General features: G+C 61.9%; 20 protein-coding genes. 3 read left to right on the forward strand and 17 right to left on the reverse strand.

Annotated elements, in window-relative coordinates; genetic code table 11:
• Positions 1-70: 70 nt before the first annotated feature.
• The gene (locus QWJ46_RS11810) at positions 71-496 is read left to right on the forward strand and encodes an Hsp20 family protein (protein ID WP_184458071.1); all 426 of its coding nucleotides are present in this window, start codon (positions 71-73) and stop codon (positions 494-496) included.
• A gap of 47 nt (positions 497-543) precedes the next feature.
• A complete protein-coding gene (locus QWJ46_RS11815; protein WP_008524631.1) occupies positions 544-801 on the forward strand; it encodes a DUF1150 family protein in 258 nt (85 codons plus the stop codon).
• 342 nt (positions 802-1143) lie between these two features.
• On the opposite strand, the gene QWJ46_RS11820 is transcribed toward QWJ46_RS11815, so the two are convergent.
• The 16 genes from QWJ46_RS11820 to QWJ46_RS11895 form a co-directional block, all read right to left on the reverse strand.
• Positions 1144-1845, reverse strand: coding sequence for a tRNA (guanosine(46)-N(7))-methyltransferase TrmB (locus QWJ46_RS11820; protein WP_302751270.1), 702 nt, complete (start codon positions 1843-1845; stop codon positions 1144-1146).
• Positions 1842-3095 carry a methionine adenosyltransferase gene (gene metK / locus QWJ46_RS11825; RefSeq protein ID WP_184458075.1) on the reverse strand — a complete coding sequence of 418 codons (1254 nt, stop codon included), beginning with the start codon at positions 3093-3095 and terminating at the stop codon, positions 1842-1844. The genes QWJ46_RS11820 and metK overlap by 4 nt, the downstream gene beginning before the upstream one ends.
• 179 nt (positions 3096-3274) lie before the next feature.
• A complete protein-coding gene (locus QWJ46_RS11830) occupies positions 3275-3694 on the reverse strand; it encodes a helix-turn-helix domain-containing protein (protein WP_011423753.1) in 420 nt (139 codons plus the stop codon).
• A gap of 160 nt (positions 3695-3854) precedes the next feature.
• Positions 3855-5447 carry an apolipoprotein N-acyltransferase gene (lnt, locus tag QWJ46_RS11835; protein ID WP_302751271.1) on the reverse strand — a complete coding sequence of 531 codons (1593 nt, stop codon included), beginning with the start codon at positions 5445-5447 and terminating at the stop codon, positions 3855-3857.
• A 111-nt stretch (positions 5448-5558) separates the two neighbouring features.
• Complete coding sequence (locus tag QWJ46_RS11840; RefSeq protein WP_184458079.1) at positions 5559-6704, reverse strand: hemolysin family protein; 1146 nt, start codon at positions 6702-6704, stop codon at positions 5559-5561.
• Positions 6701-7216: an rRNA maturation RNase YbeY gene (gene ybeY, locus QWJ46_RS11845; RefSeq protein ID WP_302751272.1), complete on the reverse strand. Its 516-nt coding sequence runs from the start codon at positions 7214-7216 to the stop codon at positions 6701-6703. Before ybeY ends, QWJ46_RS11840 begins: the two co-directional genes overlap by 4 nt.
• Positions 7216-8268: a PhoH family protein gene (locus tag QWJ46_RS11850; protein WP_064800439.1), complete on the reverse strand. Its 1053-nt coding sequence runs from the start codon at positions 8266-8268 to the stop codon at positions 7216-7218. Before QWJ46_RS11850 ends, ybeY begins: the two co-directional genes overlap by 1 nt.
• Before the next feature lie 18 nt (positions 8269-8286).
• Complete coding sequence (gene miaB, locus QWJ46_RS11855) at positions 8287-9696, reverse strand: tRNA (N6-isopentenyl adenosine(37)-C2)-methylthiotransferase MiaB (protein WP_302751273.1); 1410 nt, start codon at positions 9694-9696, stop codon at positions 8287-8289.
• Between the two features lie 49 nt (positions 9697-9745).
• A complete protein-coding gene (locus QWJ46_RS11860) occupies positions 9746-10543 on the reverse strand; it encodes a 1-acyl-sn-glycerol-3-phosphate acyltransferase (RefSeq protein WP_302751274.1) in 798 nt (265 codons plus the stop codon).
• Positions 10544-10570: 27 nt separating this feature from the next.
• On the reverse strand, positions 10571-10999 hold the full coding sequence (locus tag QWJ46_RS11865; protein ID WP_184458087.1) for a Fur family transcriptional regulator: 429 nt from the start codon (positions 10997-10999) through the stop codon (positions 10571-10573).
• Positions 11000-11081: 82 nt separating this feature from the next.
• Positions 11082-11576 (reverse strand): GNAT family N-acetyltransferase, encoded by a 495-nt coding sequence (locus QWJ46_RS11870; RefSeq protein ID WP_302751275.1) that lies wholly within the window; start codon positions 11574-11576, stop codon positions 11082-11084.
• A gap of 2 nt (positions 11577-11578) precedes the next feature.
• The gene (tsaB, locus tag QWJ46_RS11875; RefSeq protein WP_302751276.1) at positions 11579-12241 is read right to left on the reverse strand and encodes a tRNA (adenosine(37)-N6)-threonylcarbamoyltransferase complex dimerization subunit type 1 TsaB; all 663 of its coding nucleotides are present in this window, start codon (positions 12239-12241) and stop codon (positions 11579-11581) included.
• 88 nt (positions 12242-12329) lie between these two features.
• A complete protein-coding gene (locus QWJ46_RS11880; protein ID WP_210629445.1) occupies positions 12330-12896 on the reverse strand; it encodes a NifU family protein in 567 nt (188 codons plus the stop codon).
• Between the two features lie 109 nt (positions 12897-13005).
• Entirely contained in the window at positions 13006-13497 is a 492-nt protein-coding gene (locus QWJ46_RS11885) for a universal stress protein (protein ID WP_011423764.1), read from the reverse strand.
• Positions 13498-13609: 112 nt separating this feature from the next.
• Positions 13610-14674 (reverse strand): tryptophan--tRNA ligase, encoded by a 1065-nt coding sequence (trpS, locus tag QWJ46_RS11890; protein ID WP_302751277.1) that lies wholly within the window; start codon positions 14672-14674, stop codon positions 13610-13612.
• 87 nt (positions 14675-14761) lie between these two features.
• Entirely contained in the window at positions 14762-15163 is a 402-nt protein-coding gene (locus QWJ46_RS11895) for a VOC family protein (RefSeq protein WP_302751278.1), read from the reverse strand.
• A 187-nt stretch (positions 15164-15350) separates the two neighbouring features.
• Between QWJ46_RS11895 and QWJ46_RS11900 the strand changes: the two genes are divergently transcribed.
• Positions 15351-15779, forward strand: coding sequence for a D-Ala-D-Ala carboxypeptidase family metallohydrolase (locus QWJ46_RS11900; RefSeq protein WP_302751279.1), 429 nt, complete (start codon positions 15351-15353; stop codon positions 15777-15779).
• A gap of 220 nt (positions 15780-15999) precedes the next feature.
• Here QWJ46_RS11900 and murJ read toward each other — a convergent pair whose 3' ends face one another.
• The gene (gene murJ, locus QWJ46_RS11905; protein WP_302751280.1) at positions 16000-17577 is read right to left on the reverse strand and encodes a murein biosynthesis integral membrane protein MurJ; all 1578 of its coding nucleotides are present in this window, start codon (positions 17575-17577) and stop codon (positions 16000-16002) included.
• Between the last annotated feature and the right edge of the window lie 10 nt (positions 17578-17587).

Genomic DNA, 17587 nt, shown 5'->3' on the forward strand with positions numbered 1-17587 from the left:
CATATTAGCGGCATCCGGATGCTGCGCTTGAGGTCCGGGATGGTCGCTTGCATCAAGGACTTGAAAAGAGATGAGCCGCATTACCCCTTTCGCCAGCCCCCTGCTTCTGGGCTTCGACGCCATGGAAAAAACGCTGGAGCGCATTTCCAAAGCGAGCGACGGATACCCGCCTTACAACATCGAACGCATCGCCGCCGACAGCGGCGCCCCCGAACGTCTGCGCATCACCCTTGCCGTTGCCGGTTTCAGCGAGGAGGAGCTCGATGTCTCCACCGAGGAGAACCAGCTTGTGATCCGCGGCCGTCAGGTGGAGCAGGGCGAGCGGGATTATCTTTATCGCGGCATTGCCTCCCGCCAGTTCCAGCGCACCTTCGTGCTGGCCGACGGCATGCAGGTCCTCGGCGCCGGCCTGAAGAACGGTCTGCTCTCCGTCGATCTAATTCGTCCGGAACCGGCGCGCATGGTCAAGAAAATTAACATTTCGGTCTCACAGTAGCACAACGGTTTCCAGAACCGTTGGTCCCTTCTCCCGGAGGAACAGGAATGTTGATGAAAGAAGCCACGTCTCACTTGACCAAATCCGAGCTTGCCCACATCGGCAACGGCGAGGTCGCCTATATCAGAAAGATGCGCACCGAAGAGGTCGCTAAGTGCTTCCCCGAGGCGCCGGATATCGATCCGAACGTCGATCTCTGGGCACTGTTCGGTGCCGACGGCACGCCGATCCTTTTGACGGACAACCGCTCCAGCACCTTCTTCAAGGCCGCCGAAGACGAATTGAAGACGGTCAGCCTGCACTGACCGTCAAACGCACTGAGTGCTATGAAAAGCGAAATGCCATCAGGCATTTGCAGCTATACTGCAAATAGACTGGTCGTCGTTGGCACCGTGCCGTGTGGCCCCCTCATCCGGCCCTTCGGGCCACCTTCTCCCCGCTGGGGAGAAGAGGGGAGCAAGGCGCGCCGATACTGGCCAACGAACCCACCTGTTCATACGCACTCCATCCAGCGGGGTCGATCGAGAAGCGGCATTCTCCCTCTTCTCCCCAGCGGGGAGAAGGTGGCCCGCAGGGTCGGATGAGGGGGCCGCACGGCACGCCTTCACTATCGCCTTCAATTGCTTCCAGCGCAGTGTTCGCCGAATTCAGATCTTCCTGAAGGTCAGATAGGCTGACGACCGGCCCTCGCGGCGCGCCTTCGCCTCATAGCGCGTGCTCGGCCAGCCCTCATAGGGGGTCAGCCAATCCGCCGCGTTTTCTGCCATCCAGTCGAAGCCGCCATGGCCGCGGCATTTGAGCAGCGTCCAGTTCACATAGGTGTCGATGTCGGAGGCGAAGCAGAAAAGACCGCCGGGCTTCAGCACGCGGTGAAAGCGGTCGAGATTGGTCTTCGAGACGAAGCGGCGCTTCCAGTGCTTCCGCTTCGGCCAGGGATCGGGATAGAGCAGATCGATTTGGTCGAGCGCGCCATCCGGCAGCCAGTCGAGCAGTTGCGTCGCATCGTCATTATAGACGCGAATATTGGAGGCGCCGGTCTCGCCGATACGCGACAAAAGCTTTTGCATCGAATTGACGAAGGGTTCGACGCCGATAAAACCGGTCGAAGGTCTCTCCAGCGCCCGATGGATCAGGTGTTCGCCGCCGCCGAAACCGATTTCCAGCCGCAATGTCGTGACCGGAATCGGAAAGAGGGATGTCAGCGGCTCCGGGGGAGCCGCCGAGAGATCGATGAGGAATGCCGGGAGCAGGCTGTTCAGCGTTTCCGCCTGCTGTTCGCGCAGGGCCTTTCCCTTGCGGCGACCGAAAAAGGCTTCGGTCGCTCGTCCCCGGCGTTCCATATCCGTCATGCAGCGACCTTGGTCTTGACGGCTTCCTTGAGCGCCTTGACGAGGTCGGTGCGCTCCCAGGAGAATGAGCCGTCACGGCCGGCCTTGCGGCCGAAATGGCCATAGGCCGAGGTCTTGGCGTAGATCGGCTTGTTGAGGTCGAGGTGACGGCGGATGCCCGACGGCGACAGGTCCATGTTCTGGCGGATCGCCGCTTCAACCTGGTCTTCCGACACACCCTTGCCGGTGCCGTGCAGGTCGACATAGATCGACAGCGGCTGCGCGACGCCGATGGCGTAGGAGAGCTGGATCGTGCAGCGGTCGGCGAGGCCGGCGGCGACGACGTTCTTGGCGAGGTAGCGGGCGGCATAGGCAGCCGAACGGTCGACCTTGGTCGTGTCCTTGCCGGAGAATGCACCACCGCCATGCGGAGCCGCACCGCCATAGGTGTCGACGATGATCTTGCGGCCGGTCAGGCCTGCATCGCCGTCCGGTCCGCCGATGACGAACTTGCCGGTGGGATTGATGTACCACTTGCAATCCTCGGCGATCTTCAGCTCGCCGAGCGCCTCGCGGATATAGGGTTCGACGACGGCGCGGACTTTCTTGGAATCCCAGCTCTCATCGAGATGCTGGGTCGAAAGTACGATCGAGGTCGCTTCCGAGGGTTTGCCGTCGACGTAACGCACGGTCACCTGGCTCTTGGCGTCGGGGCCGAGCTTGGCGACTTCACCGTCGCCCTTCTTGCGGGCGGCGGCCAGCAGCTGCAGGATCCTGTGAGAATAATAGATTGGAGCCGGCATCAGGTCCGGCGTTTCCTTGCAGGCGTAACCGAACATGATGCCCTGGTCGCCGGCGCCCTCGTCGCCCTGCTGGTCGGCGGCGCTGTCGACGCCCTGGGCAATATCGGCCGACTGCGAGTGCAGCAGCACGTCGATCTTTGCCTTCTTCCAGTGGAAGCCGTCCTGTTCGTAGCCGATATCCTTGATGGCGCGGCGGGCGGCGGCTTTGAACTTCGAGGGATTGATGACGTCCTTGCCATCCTTGTCCTTCTTCATCAGGCTCGGCGGCAGGCGGACCTCGCCGGCGATGACGACGCGGTTGGTCGTCGCCAGCGTTTCGCAGGCAATGCGCACGCCCCACGGATTGACGCCGGTCTTGGCCGCTTCGCGGTAGACCAGATCGACGATCTCGTCGGAGATGCGGTCACACACTTTGTCCGGATGACCTTCGGCAACAGATTCGCTGGTAAAGAGATAATTCGCGCGCATTCCGGGATTCCCCTCAAAGAATAAAAGCCAGCTAGTAGGTACTCAGTTCGAGCGCTGATGACAAGCGCACAAGGACATAAATATATCTTTATATCAGTGGTGAGGTGACAAATTTTGCCCGAAAAACACAAAAAAAGCGGCCTTTCGACCGCCTTTCCTATTTTGCAATGAGAGCTGGATCAGTCAGCGTCGGCTTCGGCAGCGAGCGCCTTGACCAGTTCCACGACCTTGCGGCGAACCTTGGGATCGGAAATCTTCACGAAGGCGCGGTTGAGCTGCAGGCCCTCCGAGGAGGAGAGGAAGTCTACGACGTAATTCGAGCTGGAGGCTTCGGCCATGCCGCCGGCGGCGCCGGCATGTTCGCCGGGCGCATCCTCGAAGAAGAAGGAGACCGGAACATTGAGAATGCTCGAGATGTTCTGCAGACGGCTTGCGCCGACACGGTTGGTGCCCTTCTCATATTTCTGGATCTGCTGGAAGGTGATGCCGAGGCTTTCGCCAAGCTTTTCCTGGCTCATGCCCAACATCGTTCGGCGAAGGCGAATGCGGCTGCCAACATGGATGTCGATCGGATTCGGTTTCTTCTTATTTTCAATCATGGTCGTGCCCTAGCTACGAATTTCTGTTTCCAACCGGCATGCCCCTGATCCATCCCAAAACGCCACGTTGCAAGCGGTGGGGAAACCACCTTCAAGCAAACGTTAACAACGCCGATTGTCATCACTATGCAATTTTAGGGGTTTTTGGTCAATTCAACCCTCAAATAAAACCTTTGCGAGAAATTAGCGCAATCAGCATCAACAGTGCTTCGGTCAACCAGAAGTATGTCTGAAGGGGGTATGTGGTTCCGAACCCATTGCCGAACCCATCAACAGTTGCATCAATGAAGCCGGTCTCACCAAGATCGAGGCCTGCGATGATTTCCCCATGCGCGTTCACGAGTGCCGATATGCCGTTGTTGGCGTCGCGAATCAGCGGCAGGCCGGTCTCGATTGCCCGCACCCGCGCCTGCTGGAAATGCTGGTAGGGCCCGGGCGTGATGCCGAACCATGCATCGTTGGTGAGGTTGAGGAGCGCGTTGGCATCCACGATGTCGCCGGTCATCTCGCCCGGAAAGATGATCTCATAGCAGATCAGCGGGTAGAGATTGAGGCCGCCGGGCAGCGCCAGAAGGTGCCGGCTTGCGGCGGCCGAAAAGCCGCCTGGTATCTCGACGACATTCTGGATACCGAGTTCGGTGAGGATGTCCTCGAAGGGCAGATATTCGCCGAAAGGCACGAGATGCACCTTGTCGGAGGCGGCGATGATCTGGCCGCGGCCGTCGATCACATAGATGGAATTGTAGTAGCGCACCGGGGTGCCAGGCCCCATCTCCTCGGCGCGCACCGCGCCGGCGATCAGGATCTGATCGTCGTCGAGCGTATCGGCGATCCGCGTCAACGCATCCTGGTTGTCGGTGAGGATGAAGGGGATCGAGGTTTCCGGCCAGACGATGATGTTGGGTTTGCGTCCGCCGTTCCTGGGCGCTTCGGCGGAAAGCTTCAGATGGGTCTCGAAGATCGCATTGCGGTCGGCGTCGTTGTCCATCTTCGCCGCCTGGTCGATGGCCGGCTGCACCAGCCGCACCACCGGCCGCTTGTCTTCGGGTAAGGACTGCGGCCGCGGCGCCAGATAAAGGGCATAGGCGCCGTAACCGAGATGGGCGGCAAACAGCAGGATGGCGAGCGCAATTCCAGGCTTCGCGCCCTGTCGCGTCCCGATCAGCGCCGGGGCGGAAAAGACGAAGACGGCAAGTGTCGTCACCCCCATCGCACCGATCACATGCGCCGACTGCATCATCAGCGGAACGGGCATCAGGCCATAACCGATGGCATTCCAGGGAAAGCCGGTGAGGATCATGCTTCGAAGCCATTCCATCAGGCCGAAGCCGGCCGCAAGTGCGGCGATCCGTCCCATGCCGTCGGACCAGACGATCCGGGCAAGGGCAGTCGCCAGCCCATAGAAGACCGCAAGGCCGGCCGGCAGCCCGAGGACTGCCAGGGGCAGTGCCCAGGCAAATTCCTCCGAATCGACCAGCAAGGCATGACCGATCCACCAAAGGCCGGCGACGAAATAGCCGAAGCCGAACAGCCAGCCGACGGCAAAGGCCGGCCATAGCCTGCCGATCAGGCCGCTTTCAGGAGAAGCTGCCGTCCCGTCGAGCAGCCAGACGAGCAGCGTGAAGGAGAGGAACATCGCCGCGAAAAAACCGAAAGGCGGCAGCGCCAGAGCGGCGAATGCTCCAGCGGCGACGGCCAGCAACGACCGTTTTAACCCCCAGACGAGGATAACCCTGTCCGCAAGCCGCTCCATGCGCACTCCCATCAAACCGCGAATCAACCCATTCGCAGTCTTTCAAAAAAGCGGCTCTTTGTCCTGTTCCCGCATCGGCCCGAAAGGCAATTCCGATTTCCGTACCGATGCCTAGTTGGTGGTCGATTCGGCCGACCGGTCGTCGCCGGTCTCGGATCCGGGTGTGATGTCGCCAGCCTCCTTGGCGCGGCGGCGGATCGCGTGGCGCTTGCGGGTGATGCGCAGCCGCTTGATGCGGCGCGGATCGGCGTCGAGGATATGGAATTCGAAGTTCGGCAGGGCCTGGACGACTTCGCCGCGGACGGGGATGCGGCCGAGCGCGGAGAAGATCAGCCCGCCCAGCGTGTCGACCTCGTCGACCTGTTCGCTGATGTCGAAATCCGGTCCGATCGCTTCGGCGATCTCTTCCAGCTCGACACGGGCGTCGGCGACGAAGACGTCTTCGGCGACGCGCTTGAACATCACTTCTTCGTCGTCATGTTCGTCGTCGATGTCGCCGACCACCATTTCGACGATGTCCTCGTGCGAGGCGAGACCGTCGGTGCCGCCATATTCGTCGATGACGAGCGCCATCTGCGTACGGTTCACCTGCATCCGGCGCAAGAGGTCGGAGGCCAGCATCGACGGCGGCACGAACAGGATCTTGCGGATGATGCCGGCCTCGGCCAGCGTCTTCTGCAGGTCGACCCGGGCAAGATCGAAATTCGGCTTGGTCGAGCGCGGCGGCTTCTGGATGTTCTCCGGCGCGACTTCGATCGCCGGCGCTGCAGCGGCCGGCTTTGCCGGGCCGCGGCGCTTGTTGCGCGCCTGCTTGGCGACATAGGAGAGCAGGTCGCGGATATGCACCATGCCGCGCGGGTCGTCGAGCGTATCGGCATAAACAGGCATGCGCGAGCGGCCGGATTCCTCGAACAGGATCATCAGCTCGCCGATGGTGATGTTCTGGTCCACCGCCTCGATATCGGCGCGCGGCACCATCACGTCGGCGACGCGCACCTCGCGAAAGCGCAGGATATTGTGCAGCATTGCCCGCTCGTCGGGCGAAAAAGCGTCGTCGCCGGCTGCATCGGTCATCAGCGCATCGGCAAGATCCTCGCGCAGTCGCGAGCCCTGCTGCGGGCGGAGAATGCGGGCGGCGCGCGACCAGAAGGATTGGGATCGGCCGGATGGCCGACTACTACTGCCGACCTCATCCGAAGAAGAGGATGATTCGGAGTCCTTGGCGTCTGCCGCCGGCTTCGTCGTAAAGTCGCTCATGGTTCCATTTTAAGGTCTTGACCCTCGTAGGGATCAGATAGGCCGAGCTGCGCCAAAATGCGAGTCTCCAGCCCCTCCATAATTTCGGCTTCGGCATTATTCATATGGTCGTAGCCGAGAAGATGCAAGAAACCGTGCACCAGAAGATGGGTCAGGTGGTCGTCAAAACTCTTTTCGAGTTCCTGGGCTTCCCGCTCCACCGTCTCCCGGGCGATGATGATGTCGCCGAGCATCGGCCCGGGCAGCTTGCCGCGCTGAACCGGAAAGGCCGGGAAGGAGAGGACATTGGTCGGCTTGTCCTTGCCGCGCCATTCGGCATTGATGTCCTGGATCGAGGCATCGTCGGTAAAGACCAGCGAAACCTCCGGCGGCATGTTCGGGAAAGGCTGCTTCTCATTGTCGCGCAGATAGACCGCGGCGGCCCCGAGCACGCGCTCGCAAAAAACCAGCAGCGTTTCCTCGCCGGGCCAGCCGATGTCCTCGATGCTGATCTGGATATCGAGTTCGGCCATCAGCCCTGCCGACCGACGTCTTCGGCTTCGACAAGATAGGTGGCGTCATAGGCTCTGACGATGCGGCCGACCAGCGGATGACGCACGACGTCGGTGTCCTTGAAGCGCACGATCGAGATGCCCTCGACGCCGTTCAGCAGCTCCAGGGCCTCGACGAGGCCGGATTTGACGCCGCGCGGCAGGTCGATCTGGCTCGGGTCGCCGGTGACGATCATACGGGCATTTTCGCCGAGACGCGTCAGGAACATTTTCATCTGCATCGACGTCGTATTCTGCGCTTCGTCGAGGATGATCGCGGCGTTGGCGAGCGTACGGCCGCGCATGAAGGCGAGCGGGGCAATTTCGATGACGCCGGCGGTGATCGCCCGATCGACCTTGTCGGCGGGGATCATGTCATAGAGCGCGTCATAGAGCGGCCGAAGATAGGGGTCGACCTTTTCCTTCATGTCGCCGGGCAGGAAGCCGAGGCGCTCACCGGCCTCGACGGCCGGGCGCGACAGGATGATCTTTTCGACCGCGCCGCGCTCCAGCATCTGGGCGGCATGGGCGACGGCGAGATAGGTCTTGCCGGTGCCGGCCGGGCCGACGCCGAAGACGAGCTCGGCGCGCTCCAGCGCCCTGATGTAGGCGTCCTGCGTCGGCGTGCGGGCGATGATCGTCTTCTTGCGCGTCGAAATCTGCGCCATCGTCAGCTTGGCCTTGCGCTCCATGGTGGGAAGGCTGAGCTGATCGTCGGCGGCGACCGCCATGCGGATTGCGCCCTCGACGTCGGATCGTTCCACGCTGCCGCCTTTCTGAAGCTTTTCATAGAGATAATCGAGGGTGCGCCGCGCCTGGTTGGTGGTCACGACATCGCCCGATATGACGACGGAATTGCCGCGCGCCCGTGCATCGATGTTCAGCCGCTCCTCGAGCAGCTTTAGGTTCTGGTCGAACTGGCCGAAGAGTTCGCTGGCGAACCGATTGTTCTCGAACGTCAGGACGAAGTGATTGGTGTCGCTCGGCGTGCGGGGGTGGCGCGGTGAAGAAGAAACCAATTCTTGTCCGTTCAAGCGGTCGGGCTCCTTGGGTTAGACCGCAGCCTCTGCGCGTTCGGCAAACAGGCTGTTCGTTCCGGTTCCGGTGATTCGCACTTTGATAATGTCACCGATTTGCGATGCTTTTGCATCAACATTCACGGATTGAAGCCAGGGAGAACGTCCGATCAGCTGTCCCGGCATGCGGCCGGGCTTTTCGAGCAACAGATCGATCTCCTTGCCGATGCAGGATTCGGCAAATTCCTGCTGCTGCTTCAAAAGCAGCGCTTGCAGGCGTTCCAGCCGTTCTGCCTTGATCTCTTCCGGCACCTGGTCCTTCAGTTCCGCGCCGGGTGTGCCCGGCCGAGTCGAGTATTTGAACGAGAAGGCTTGCGCATAGCGCACCTCCTCCACAAGTCTGAGTGTATCCTCAAAATCCTTATCTGTCTCCCCCGGAAAACCGGTGATGAAATCGCCCGACAGCGCGATATCGGGCCGCACTGCGCGGATGCGTTCGATCAGGCTGAGATATTCGGCCGCCGTATGACGCCGGTTCATCGCTTTGAGGATCCGGTCGGAGCCCGATTGCACCGGCAGGTGCAGGTAGGGCATCAGCGCCCGGAGGTCGCGATGGGCCTCGATCAGCCGGTCATCCATGTCGCGCGGATGGCTTGTGGTATAACGCAGCCGCGCCAGGCCGGGGACCTCGGCAAGGCGGTAGAGCAGGTCGCCGAGGCTCCAGGCCTCGCCTCGCGGTCCGGCACCATGCCAGGCATTGACGTTCTGGCCGAGCAAGGTGATTTCGCGCACTCCGGCTTCGGCGAGCTTTTCGGCCTCCTCGACGATCTGCGAGACCGGCCGCGACACTTCCGAGCCGCGCGTATAGGGCACCACGCAGAAGGTGCAGAACTTGTCGCAGCCCTCCTGCACCGTCAGGAAGGCGGTGACGCCGCGGGCGCGGATCTTGCGGCTCTCGGCAATCGGCAGATGCTCGAACTTGTCCTCGATCGCGTATTCAGTATCGACGACCCGCTGGCCCTCTTTGGCCCGGCGCAACGCCTCCGGCAGGCGGTGATAGGTCTGCGGGCCGATGACGACGTCGACAGCCGGCGCCCGGCGCAGGATCTCCTCACCTTCGGCCTGGGCGACGCAGCCGGTAACGCCGATCATCATCTCCCGGCCGTCGGCTGCTTTCTTCTTTTTCATCTCGCGCAGCCGTCCGAGCGCCGAATAGACCTTCTCGGCCGCCTTCTCTCTGATATGACAGGTGTTAAGCAGAACGAGATCCGCCTGTTCCATGTCTTCGGTCGGTTCGTAGCCGTCGCGGGCAAGAGCATCGCTCATGCGCGTGGAATCATAGACGTTCATCTGACAGCCATAGGTCTTGATGAAGACCTTGCGGCTGTTGCTGCCGTCACGGAGAGAAACCTCCGGGGCCTGAAGAAGGGCGTTATTCTGTGTCATGGCGCGCTATTTAGTGGTTTTTGCCGCCCGAGAAAAGAGACCTCTCGGCTTAGCCGATATCGCGACCGCGCAGGCTTGTGTTGAGAAGGCTGCGGATGCGCGAGGCGATCGTCGCGCTCACCTCCTTGCGATTGCAGTCGGCGCGGTATTCCACCGCCTCGCCGAAGGAAACCTCCGCATCGATTGCGCCGCATCTGAGAATGTCGATCAGATGCGGCAGGAGCTCGATATCCCCCGGCCAGGCGGCGAGCGGCCGGTGGTAGCGTCCCATCGGAATGCCATGCACCCTGGTATAGGCAACGGCCACCGGCTGCACCACGACGGTTGCCGTCGGCGAATAAGGCACCGCCATCGCGGCGGCGCCGAACAACGACGACTTGACCTCCAGCAACCGGTTGCCGTCCGAGGTCGTGCCCTCGGGGAAGAGCACGACGATCTCGCCGTCGGCCATGCGACCGGCGATCTCATTTGCCTGATGGCCGGTCTTGCGCCTCTCCTCGCGCACGACGAACACGCTCTTCTGCAGCTTAGCGAGGGTGCCGAAGATCGGCCAGTCGCTGACCTCGATCTTGGCGATGAAGGCGACGTCGGCGACGGCCGACAGGACCATGATGTCAAGCCAAGACGAATGGTTCGAGCAGAGCATCAGCGGTCGACGGTCTTCCAGCCTGCCAGTCACCCGGACGCGGAGGCCGAGACAATAACAGATGATACGGTGCCAGACACGCGGAAGTCTGCGGCGCAGCCGCCAGTCGAAACGCAGGGCCAACACCTGCAGCGGCATGAGCACGATGCTGACGGCAAGGATGACGACCGCAGCGAAGGCAATGCGCAGCCAGGCGATCAAATGCGGCACTCCCGGGCTGCCATCGCTTCAGAGATCTTCCTTCTTCAACGGAATGCCGTAGAGCTCCAGGCGGTGGTCGACCAGCTGGAAGCCGTGCTCGCGGGCGATGCGCTCCTGCAGCGCCTCGATCTCAGGCGAACGGAATTCGATGACCTTGCCGGTCTTCAGGTCGATGAGATGATCATGATGCTCTTCCGGCACCGTTTCGTAGCGCGAGCGCCCGTCGCGGAAGTCGTGGCGGGCGATGATGCCGGCATCTTCGAACAGTTTGACGGTGCGATAGACTGTAGAGATCGAGATCTTCGCATCGACCTTCACCGAACGGCGGTAAAGCTCTTCGACGTCAGGATGGTCTTCCGACTCTTCGAGGATGCGTGCGATCACGCGGCGCTGCTCGGTCATGCGCATGCCGCGTTCGGCGCAAAGCTCCTCAAGGGTCTTGGCTACATCGGTCATGGCCGCCTCTAGAGATATTCGTGTTTCCGCAATGCCTGCACGGCGTTCGTGCCGGTGCGGATGTTATCTTTCTGCCACGGAACTATCGAAGAACGCGCTTCATGACAAGCGCCGTGGAACGGGCGCCGTTTTCCTGCTTGTAGTAGCCCTGGCGCTCGCCGACCTTTTCAAAGCCGAGCTTGCGGTAGAGGCCGAGCGCCGCCGTATTGCCGCTGTCGACCTCGAGAAACATGCTCTCGCCGCCACGCACCCGCGCCTCGCGCATCGCCGCCTGCATCAGCCGCCAGCCCAGCCCGGTGCGGGCGACCTTCGCCTGCACGGCAATCGTCAGGATCTCGGCCTCGCCGGCGACTTGGCGGGCAAGAATAAAGCCGGGAAGCGGCTTTTTCAGGATGGCATTGGTCTGGCGCGCGACGAAGCCGAAAACAGTCTCCTGCGACAGCAGGCTGTGGAACTCGCCGTCGCCCCAGGGCCGGGCGAATCGCTCGCCATGCAAGACGGCGACGTCGCGGCAATCCTCGCGCTCCATGGCGATGATCTCGAATTCCGGCTTCAGCGTCAGATAGGCTTCCAGCATCGTCACACTCGTCGCGCAATCGCATATCCGGCCTGCGGCTTGGCATCCGGTCCGCGCAGATAAAGGGGCTTGGGCTTTCCGGCATCGGCAGGGGCGGCAGCCCCCAGACGCGCGACAATCGAAATCGGAAAGACGTTGGGGTGATCGCCGCCGGCGCCGGCCTTCAGGAGCGGCGTTGCCGAACCGGTGATTTCACCATCGAAGCCGGCGGCGAAAGCCTGGGCCTCGGCGACGCTTGCCGCCCGCGGCTGATCGAGCGGGGAACCATCGGCTGCGAAGGACTGGAGATAGATTTCGTCGCGCTTGGCGTCCATCGCCGCCAGCACGGCGCGGCCGGGCGTCTTCTCACGCTGGGCCGATGCCATCACCGCGAGCGTGGTGACGCCGACGACGGGCACATCGAGGGAAAGCGCAAAACCGCGGGCCGCGGCAACGCCGACGCGGATACCGGTAAAGGAGCCGGGGCCGATGGTGACGGCAAGGCGGTCGATCTGAGAAAGTGTCACTCCCGCCTGATCCAGCGCGCGATCGACGATACCGATCAGATGTTCAGCATGCCCCTTGCCGATCATGTCCGATGCCTCCCCCAGCATCGTATTCCTGCCGCTGTCATAAACGGCGGCAGCGCAATCCACACCTGCCGTGTCGAGCGCCAGAACGATCATGCCATCAATTTCCGAATAAGCTGTTGTCGCCTAACCATAAACTGTCCGGCCGAACCTGAGATGAACGGCCGGAGCGAATTCGAAATTCTTAAGCGGCAATCACTTCCTGCACTTCGGGAACGAAATGGCGCAGCAGGTTCTGGACGCCGTGCTTCAGCGTCGCCGTCGAAGACGGGCAGCCGGAGCAGGAGCCTTTCATGTTCAGATAAACCTTGCCGTCCTTGAAGCCGCGGAAGGTGATGTCGCCGCCGTCCTGGGCGACGGCCGGGCGCACGCGAGTCTCCAGAAGCTCCTTGATGGTCAGCACAATCGATTCGTCGGCTTCATCAAAGAACTCGTCGCCGGCATCGGCGTCCTCGGAAAGGATGGAAGCATCCCCCATGACCGGTTTGCCGGACATGAAATGCTCCATGATCGAGCCAAGGATAGCCGGCTTAAGATGCTGCCATTCGGCGTTGTCCTTGGAGACGGAAATGAAATCATAGCCGAAATAGACGCCGGTGACACCGGGGATGTCGAACAGCCGGGCGGCGAGCGGCGAGGCTTCAGCCTCTTCGGCGCTGCGGAATTCGGCGGTGCCGTTTTCCATGACGACCTTGCCCGGCAGGAACTTCTGTGTGGCGGGGTTCGGCGTGGCTTCGGTCTGAATGAACATCTGGCTCTCCATGTGACAGGCTCGAGACCTCGGCCGTCTTTAGAATTCTTCAAAAGAAGATAAGCCCATTGCCTGGCCTAATCAAGAGACTTGTACTCAAGAAATAGGCTCAGCAGAGGGCGTCGATTTCCTCGTTGGTCAGCGTATCCGGCAGGACGGTGACGGGAATTGGAAACGCCGCCGCGCGTCCGGCGACCGACGAAACCAGTGGTCCGGGACCTTCCTTTGCCGAGCCGGCGGCAAGAACGAGGATCGCTACATCGCGGTCTTCCTCGATCACGGCGTTGATCTGCTCGGCGGCACTGCCTTCACGGATGACGACCTCAGGCTCGATGCCGATCGTCTCGCGGACGATCTGGGCGATCTTGGCAACCGTTGCCTCGGCTTCCTCGCGGGCCTCGGCCCGCATGATCTCCTCGACCCCGAGCCATTGCTGGAAATCGCCGTTGGGGATCACATAGAGCAGCACCAGGCCGCCATTGGAGTTCTTCGCGCGCCGCCCGGCATAATGAACGGCGCGCTGGCATTCGGGTGTCCCGTCGATCACCGCCATGAATTTGCGGCGGTGACCTTCGAGCCGTGAGAGTCGCTTCGATACCATGGCGCGGACTCTGACACCCGAAGCGGAAAAATTGCAAGCGCAGTTTTTTGGCGCCTCGCGCTCTGAAGGAGATCCCCTTCTCCCCCCAGAAGGGCAGAAGAGGAGATCTGCCTCAGTAGAGGAAGCCGATGACGTCGCGTACCTGGCTCATCGTCACTTCAGCACGGGCTCTCGCCCGTTCGCCGCCCTTGCGCAGGATCGCGTCGATATGGCTGGTATCGTTCATCAGCCGGCGCATCTCGCCGGTGATCGGCGCCAGCACATGGATGGCGAGATCGACCAGCGCCGGCTTGAAGACGGAGAATTGCTGGCCGCCGAAGTCGGCCAGCACCTCGGCCTTCGATTTGTCGGCGAGCGCGGCATAGATCGCCACCAGATTGTCGGCTTCCGGCCGGCCCTGCAGCCCGTCGACCTCGCTCGGCAAACCGTCCGGATCGGTCTTGGCCTTGCGAATCTTCTTCGAGATCGCCTCCTCGTCGTCCATCAGATTGATGCGCGAAAGGTCGGAGGGATCGGATTTCGACATTTTCTTGGTGCCGTCGCGCAGTGACATGACGCGCGGCGCCGGCCCGCCGATCAGCGGCTCGACCATCGGGAAATAGGCATGCACCGGCTCGTCGCCGACGGTGATGTCGATGCCGTAGCCGCTCTTGCGAATGTGCTCGGCATAATCGAGGTTGAACTTCATCGCGATGTCGCGGGCAAGCTCCAGATGCTGCTTCTGGTCCTCGCCAACAGGCACATGAGTGGCGCGATAGGCGAGAATATCGGCGGCCATCAGGCTCGGATAGGCGTAAAGACCGAGCGAAGCCTGCTCGCGGTCCTTGCCGGCCTTGTCCTTGAACTGCGTCATGCGGTTCATCCAACCGATGCGGGCGACACAGTTGAAGATCCAGGCGAGTTCCGCATGTTGCGGCACGGCCGACTGATTGAAGACGATGTGCTTTTCCGGATCGATGCCGGCGGCGATGAAGGCGGCGGCGATCGAGCGCGTCTGGCTCGGCATGTCTTCGTGCACCAGCTGGGCGGTGAGCGCATGCATGTCGACGACGCAATAGATGCAGTCATTGCCTTCCTGCAGCGCCACGAAGCGGCGGATGGCACCGAGATAATTGCCGAGATGCAGATTGCCGGTCGGCTGTACGCCGGAGAATACGAGTTTCTTGAATTCGCTCATGTCGTCCTCAGTAGGCTGGTGGAGGGCCCCAGGGCTTCCCGCCCATGTTGCTAACGCCGCGGCTTATGCACGGGCGGCCGGTCGCAATCAAGAGGTTCGGGCTGCAGCATGCTGGATCAGGTCGAAGGTGTTGCCGTAAGGATCCGCAAAGACGGCGACCGTGCCGTAGACCTCATGCCTGGGCTCCTCCTGAAAGCGCACGCCGGCCGCAAGCAGGGCGGCATGATCGCGGGCGAAATCGTCGGTCTTCAGGAAGAAGCCGACGCGGCCACCCGTCTGGTTGCCGATCGCCGCCCGCTGCGTCTGGTTTGCCGCCTGCGCCAGCAAAAAGGCGGCGCCATCTCCGCCTTTCACCACCACCCAGCGTTTGCCCCCCGGCTGGGGCTCGTCCTGAAGGCAATCGAAACCGAGGGTGCCGCAATAGAAGCCTTTGGCGCGGTCGTAATCGTCGACGACGAGCGTGACGAGAAAAAGAGACTGGACGGTCATGTGATCTCCCATGTTTGGATGTTTATTCCATCTAGAACGCGAAGGACGCTCACTTTTAAGCCGAATTGATCAGCGTCCTTAGTTCAAACTGAGTATAAAATTTCACAGAAAAGCTTTTATTGAACTGAAAATCCTCTCCGCACACTGGCAGCCCGTCAGTCGCCAGGCCAACCGCCCGGAGGGGACCATGCAGAACACCCGTTTGCTCGTCATGGCAGGCCTTTTCGCCCTACAATCCGCAACCGACGCCGTCGGTCAAGACAGCAAGAGACCGGCCGTTCATCTTCCCAAGCATGAGACGCGACTCGCCTATGCGGTTCAGACCGTCAGCGTGCGCGCCGGCTGTTTTCCAGAGCGGCTGCGAGCGATCCTGTCGCATATCGCCGCAAAGACCGGACGCCGTCCGATCGTCACCTCCGGCCTCCGGCCGCATCCCCGCCGTCATGGCTCCCTGCATGGAAAATGCCTGGCGGCCGATATCAGGGTGCCGGGCCTATCGGAACGAACAATCATTGCTGCCGCCAGGACAGCTCCAGGCATCGGCGGCATCGGCAGCTACTGCAACGGCATCATTCATGTCGATGTCGGCCCGCAACGGCGATGGGTCGATTGTTAAGCGAGAGAGGAAGGTGTGTGCGGGGGGTGTGCCACGGCTGTCGGTTCCGACCGCCTAAAACCCCTCCCCAACCCATCCCCACAAGGGGAGGGGCTTGAATGCCGCGCCGACCTTATTCCTTTGACCGTCTCATCCGCAGAAGCGTTGATGTTTGACGTGGGGCGGTGCCGCGCAGAGCCCCTCCCCCTTGTGGGGAGGGGTGTTAACCCGTGTCTCGACCTCACCCTTCCGTCTTCACCGGCTTGCGGTTCAGGTTGCGCCTTATCATGCCGAGATCCGCCCCGCCGATCAGGAAGGCGGCGGCGAAATAGATGAGCATGGCGATGGCTATCAGCAGCCCCAGCGTACCGACCTTGCTCAGAAGCGGCGCGCCGGAGGCGAGCCATGGCGCCCAATAGTGCTTGAGGAAGACGATCGCCGCGCCCATGACGGCCGAGGCGACGATCAGCAGGGCGGCGCGTTTTGCCAGCGCCCATTCCCATGTCAGATGGCCGCGGCGCAGAAGCGTGGTGAACAGCAGAAGCGTGCTGATCCAGCCGGCGGTGGCTTCCGCGACGGCGATGCCGGGCGCGCCCATAACGGGGAAGAGGGTCAGCGCCGTCACGCAGTTGGTCCCCACTGCGATCGCCGAGAAGCGCATCGGCGTCTTGGTGTCCTCGCGGGCATAAAAACCCGGCTGCAGCGCCTTGATCAGCACGAAGGCCGGCAGGCCGATCCCGTAAATCGCCAGGATCGAGCCGACGACGGCGGTGTTTTCCTGATGGAAGGCGCCGCGCTCGTAGAGCACGCGGATGATTTCGTCGGAGAGTATCCAGAGCGCGAAAGCGGCGGGGATGGTCAGGAACAGCACGAATTCGATGGAGCGGTTCTGCAGGTTTGCCGCTTCGCGTAGCGCCCCGCCCTTCAGCGCCCGGGCCAGCTCCGGCAGCAGCACGACGCCGACAGCGACGCCGACGACGCCGAGCGGCAGCTGATAGATGCGGTCGGCATATTGCAGGGCGGCGATCGCGCCGTCACGGGAGGAGGCGATCGCCTGGCCGATCAGCTGGTTGATCTGGGTGATGCCGCCGGTGACGGCGGCCGGCACCGCGAGGATCAGCAGCCGCTTGACATTCGGCGTCATCTTCGGAAAGCGGAGGCCGATGCTCATGCCGGCCGCCAGCACGCCGATATAGACGACGGCGAGCTGCAGCACCCCGGCGGCAAGAACGCCCCAGGAGAGATACCAGGCCGTCGCGAGCGGATCGGCGCCGGTATAGAGCGAATAAAACAGCGCACCGATCATCACCACGTTGAGGAAGACGGGGGCGATGGCGGCGGCAAAGAAATGATGCAGCGAATTCAGCATGCCGCTCATCATCGCCGTCAGCGACATGCACATCAGATAGGGAAACATCACGGCCGCCATGCGGATCGTGATCGAGAATTTCTCGGCATCGTCGGCAAAACCCGGCGCGATGATGAAGCGCACCAAGAGCGGCATGGCAAGCTCCATCACGATGGTGATGAGGAGCAGCACCGAAAACAAGACGCCGAAGACTTCTTCCGAAAAGCGCTTGGCGCCGTCCGTGCCGTTCGCCTCGATTTCCTTGGCAAAGAGCGGCACGAAGGCGGCGTTGAAGGCGCCTTCGGCAAACAGCCGGCGGAAGAGGTTCGGAAAACGGAAGGCGGCGTAGAAGACGTCGGCCATCGGTCCGGTGCCGAGCGCCGCCGCCATCAGCGTTTCACGGGCGAAACCGAAGATCCGGCTGCCGAGAGTGGCGCCGCCGACGGTCGCGAATTTCTTGACGAGGCTCATGCTTTGGGGC

It is taken from the genome of Rhizobium sp. CBN3, from assembly GCF_030518245.1.
Classification (GTDB): domain Bacteria; phylum Pseudomonadota; class Alphaproteobacteria; order Rhizobiales; family Rhizobiaceae; genus Rhizobium; species Rhizobium aethiopicum_A.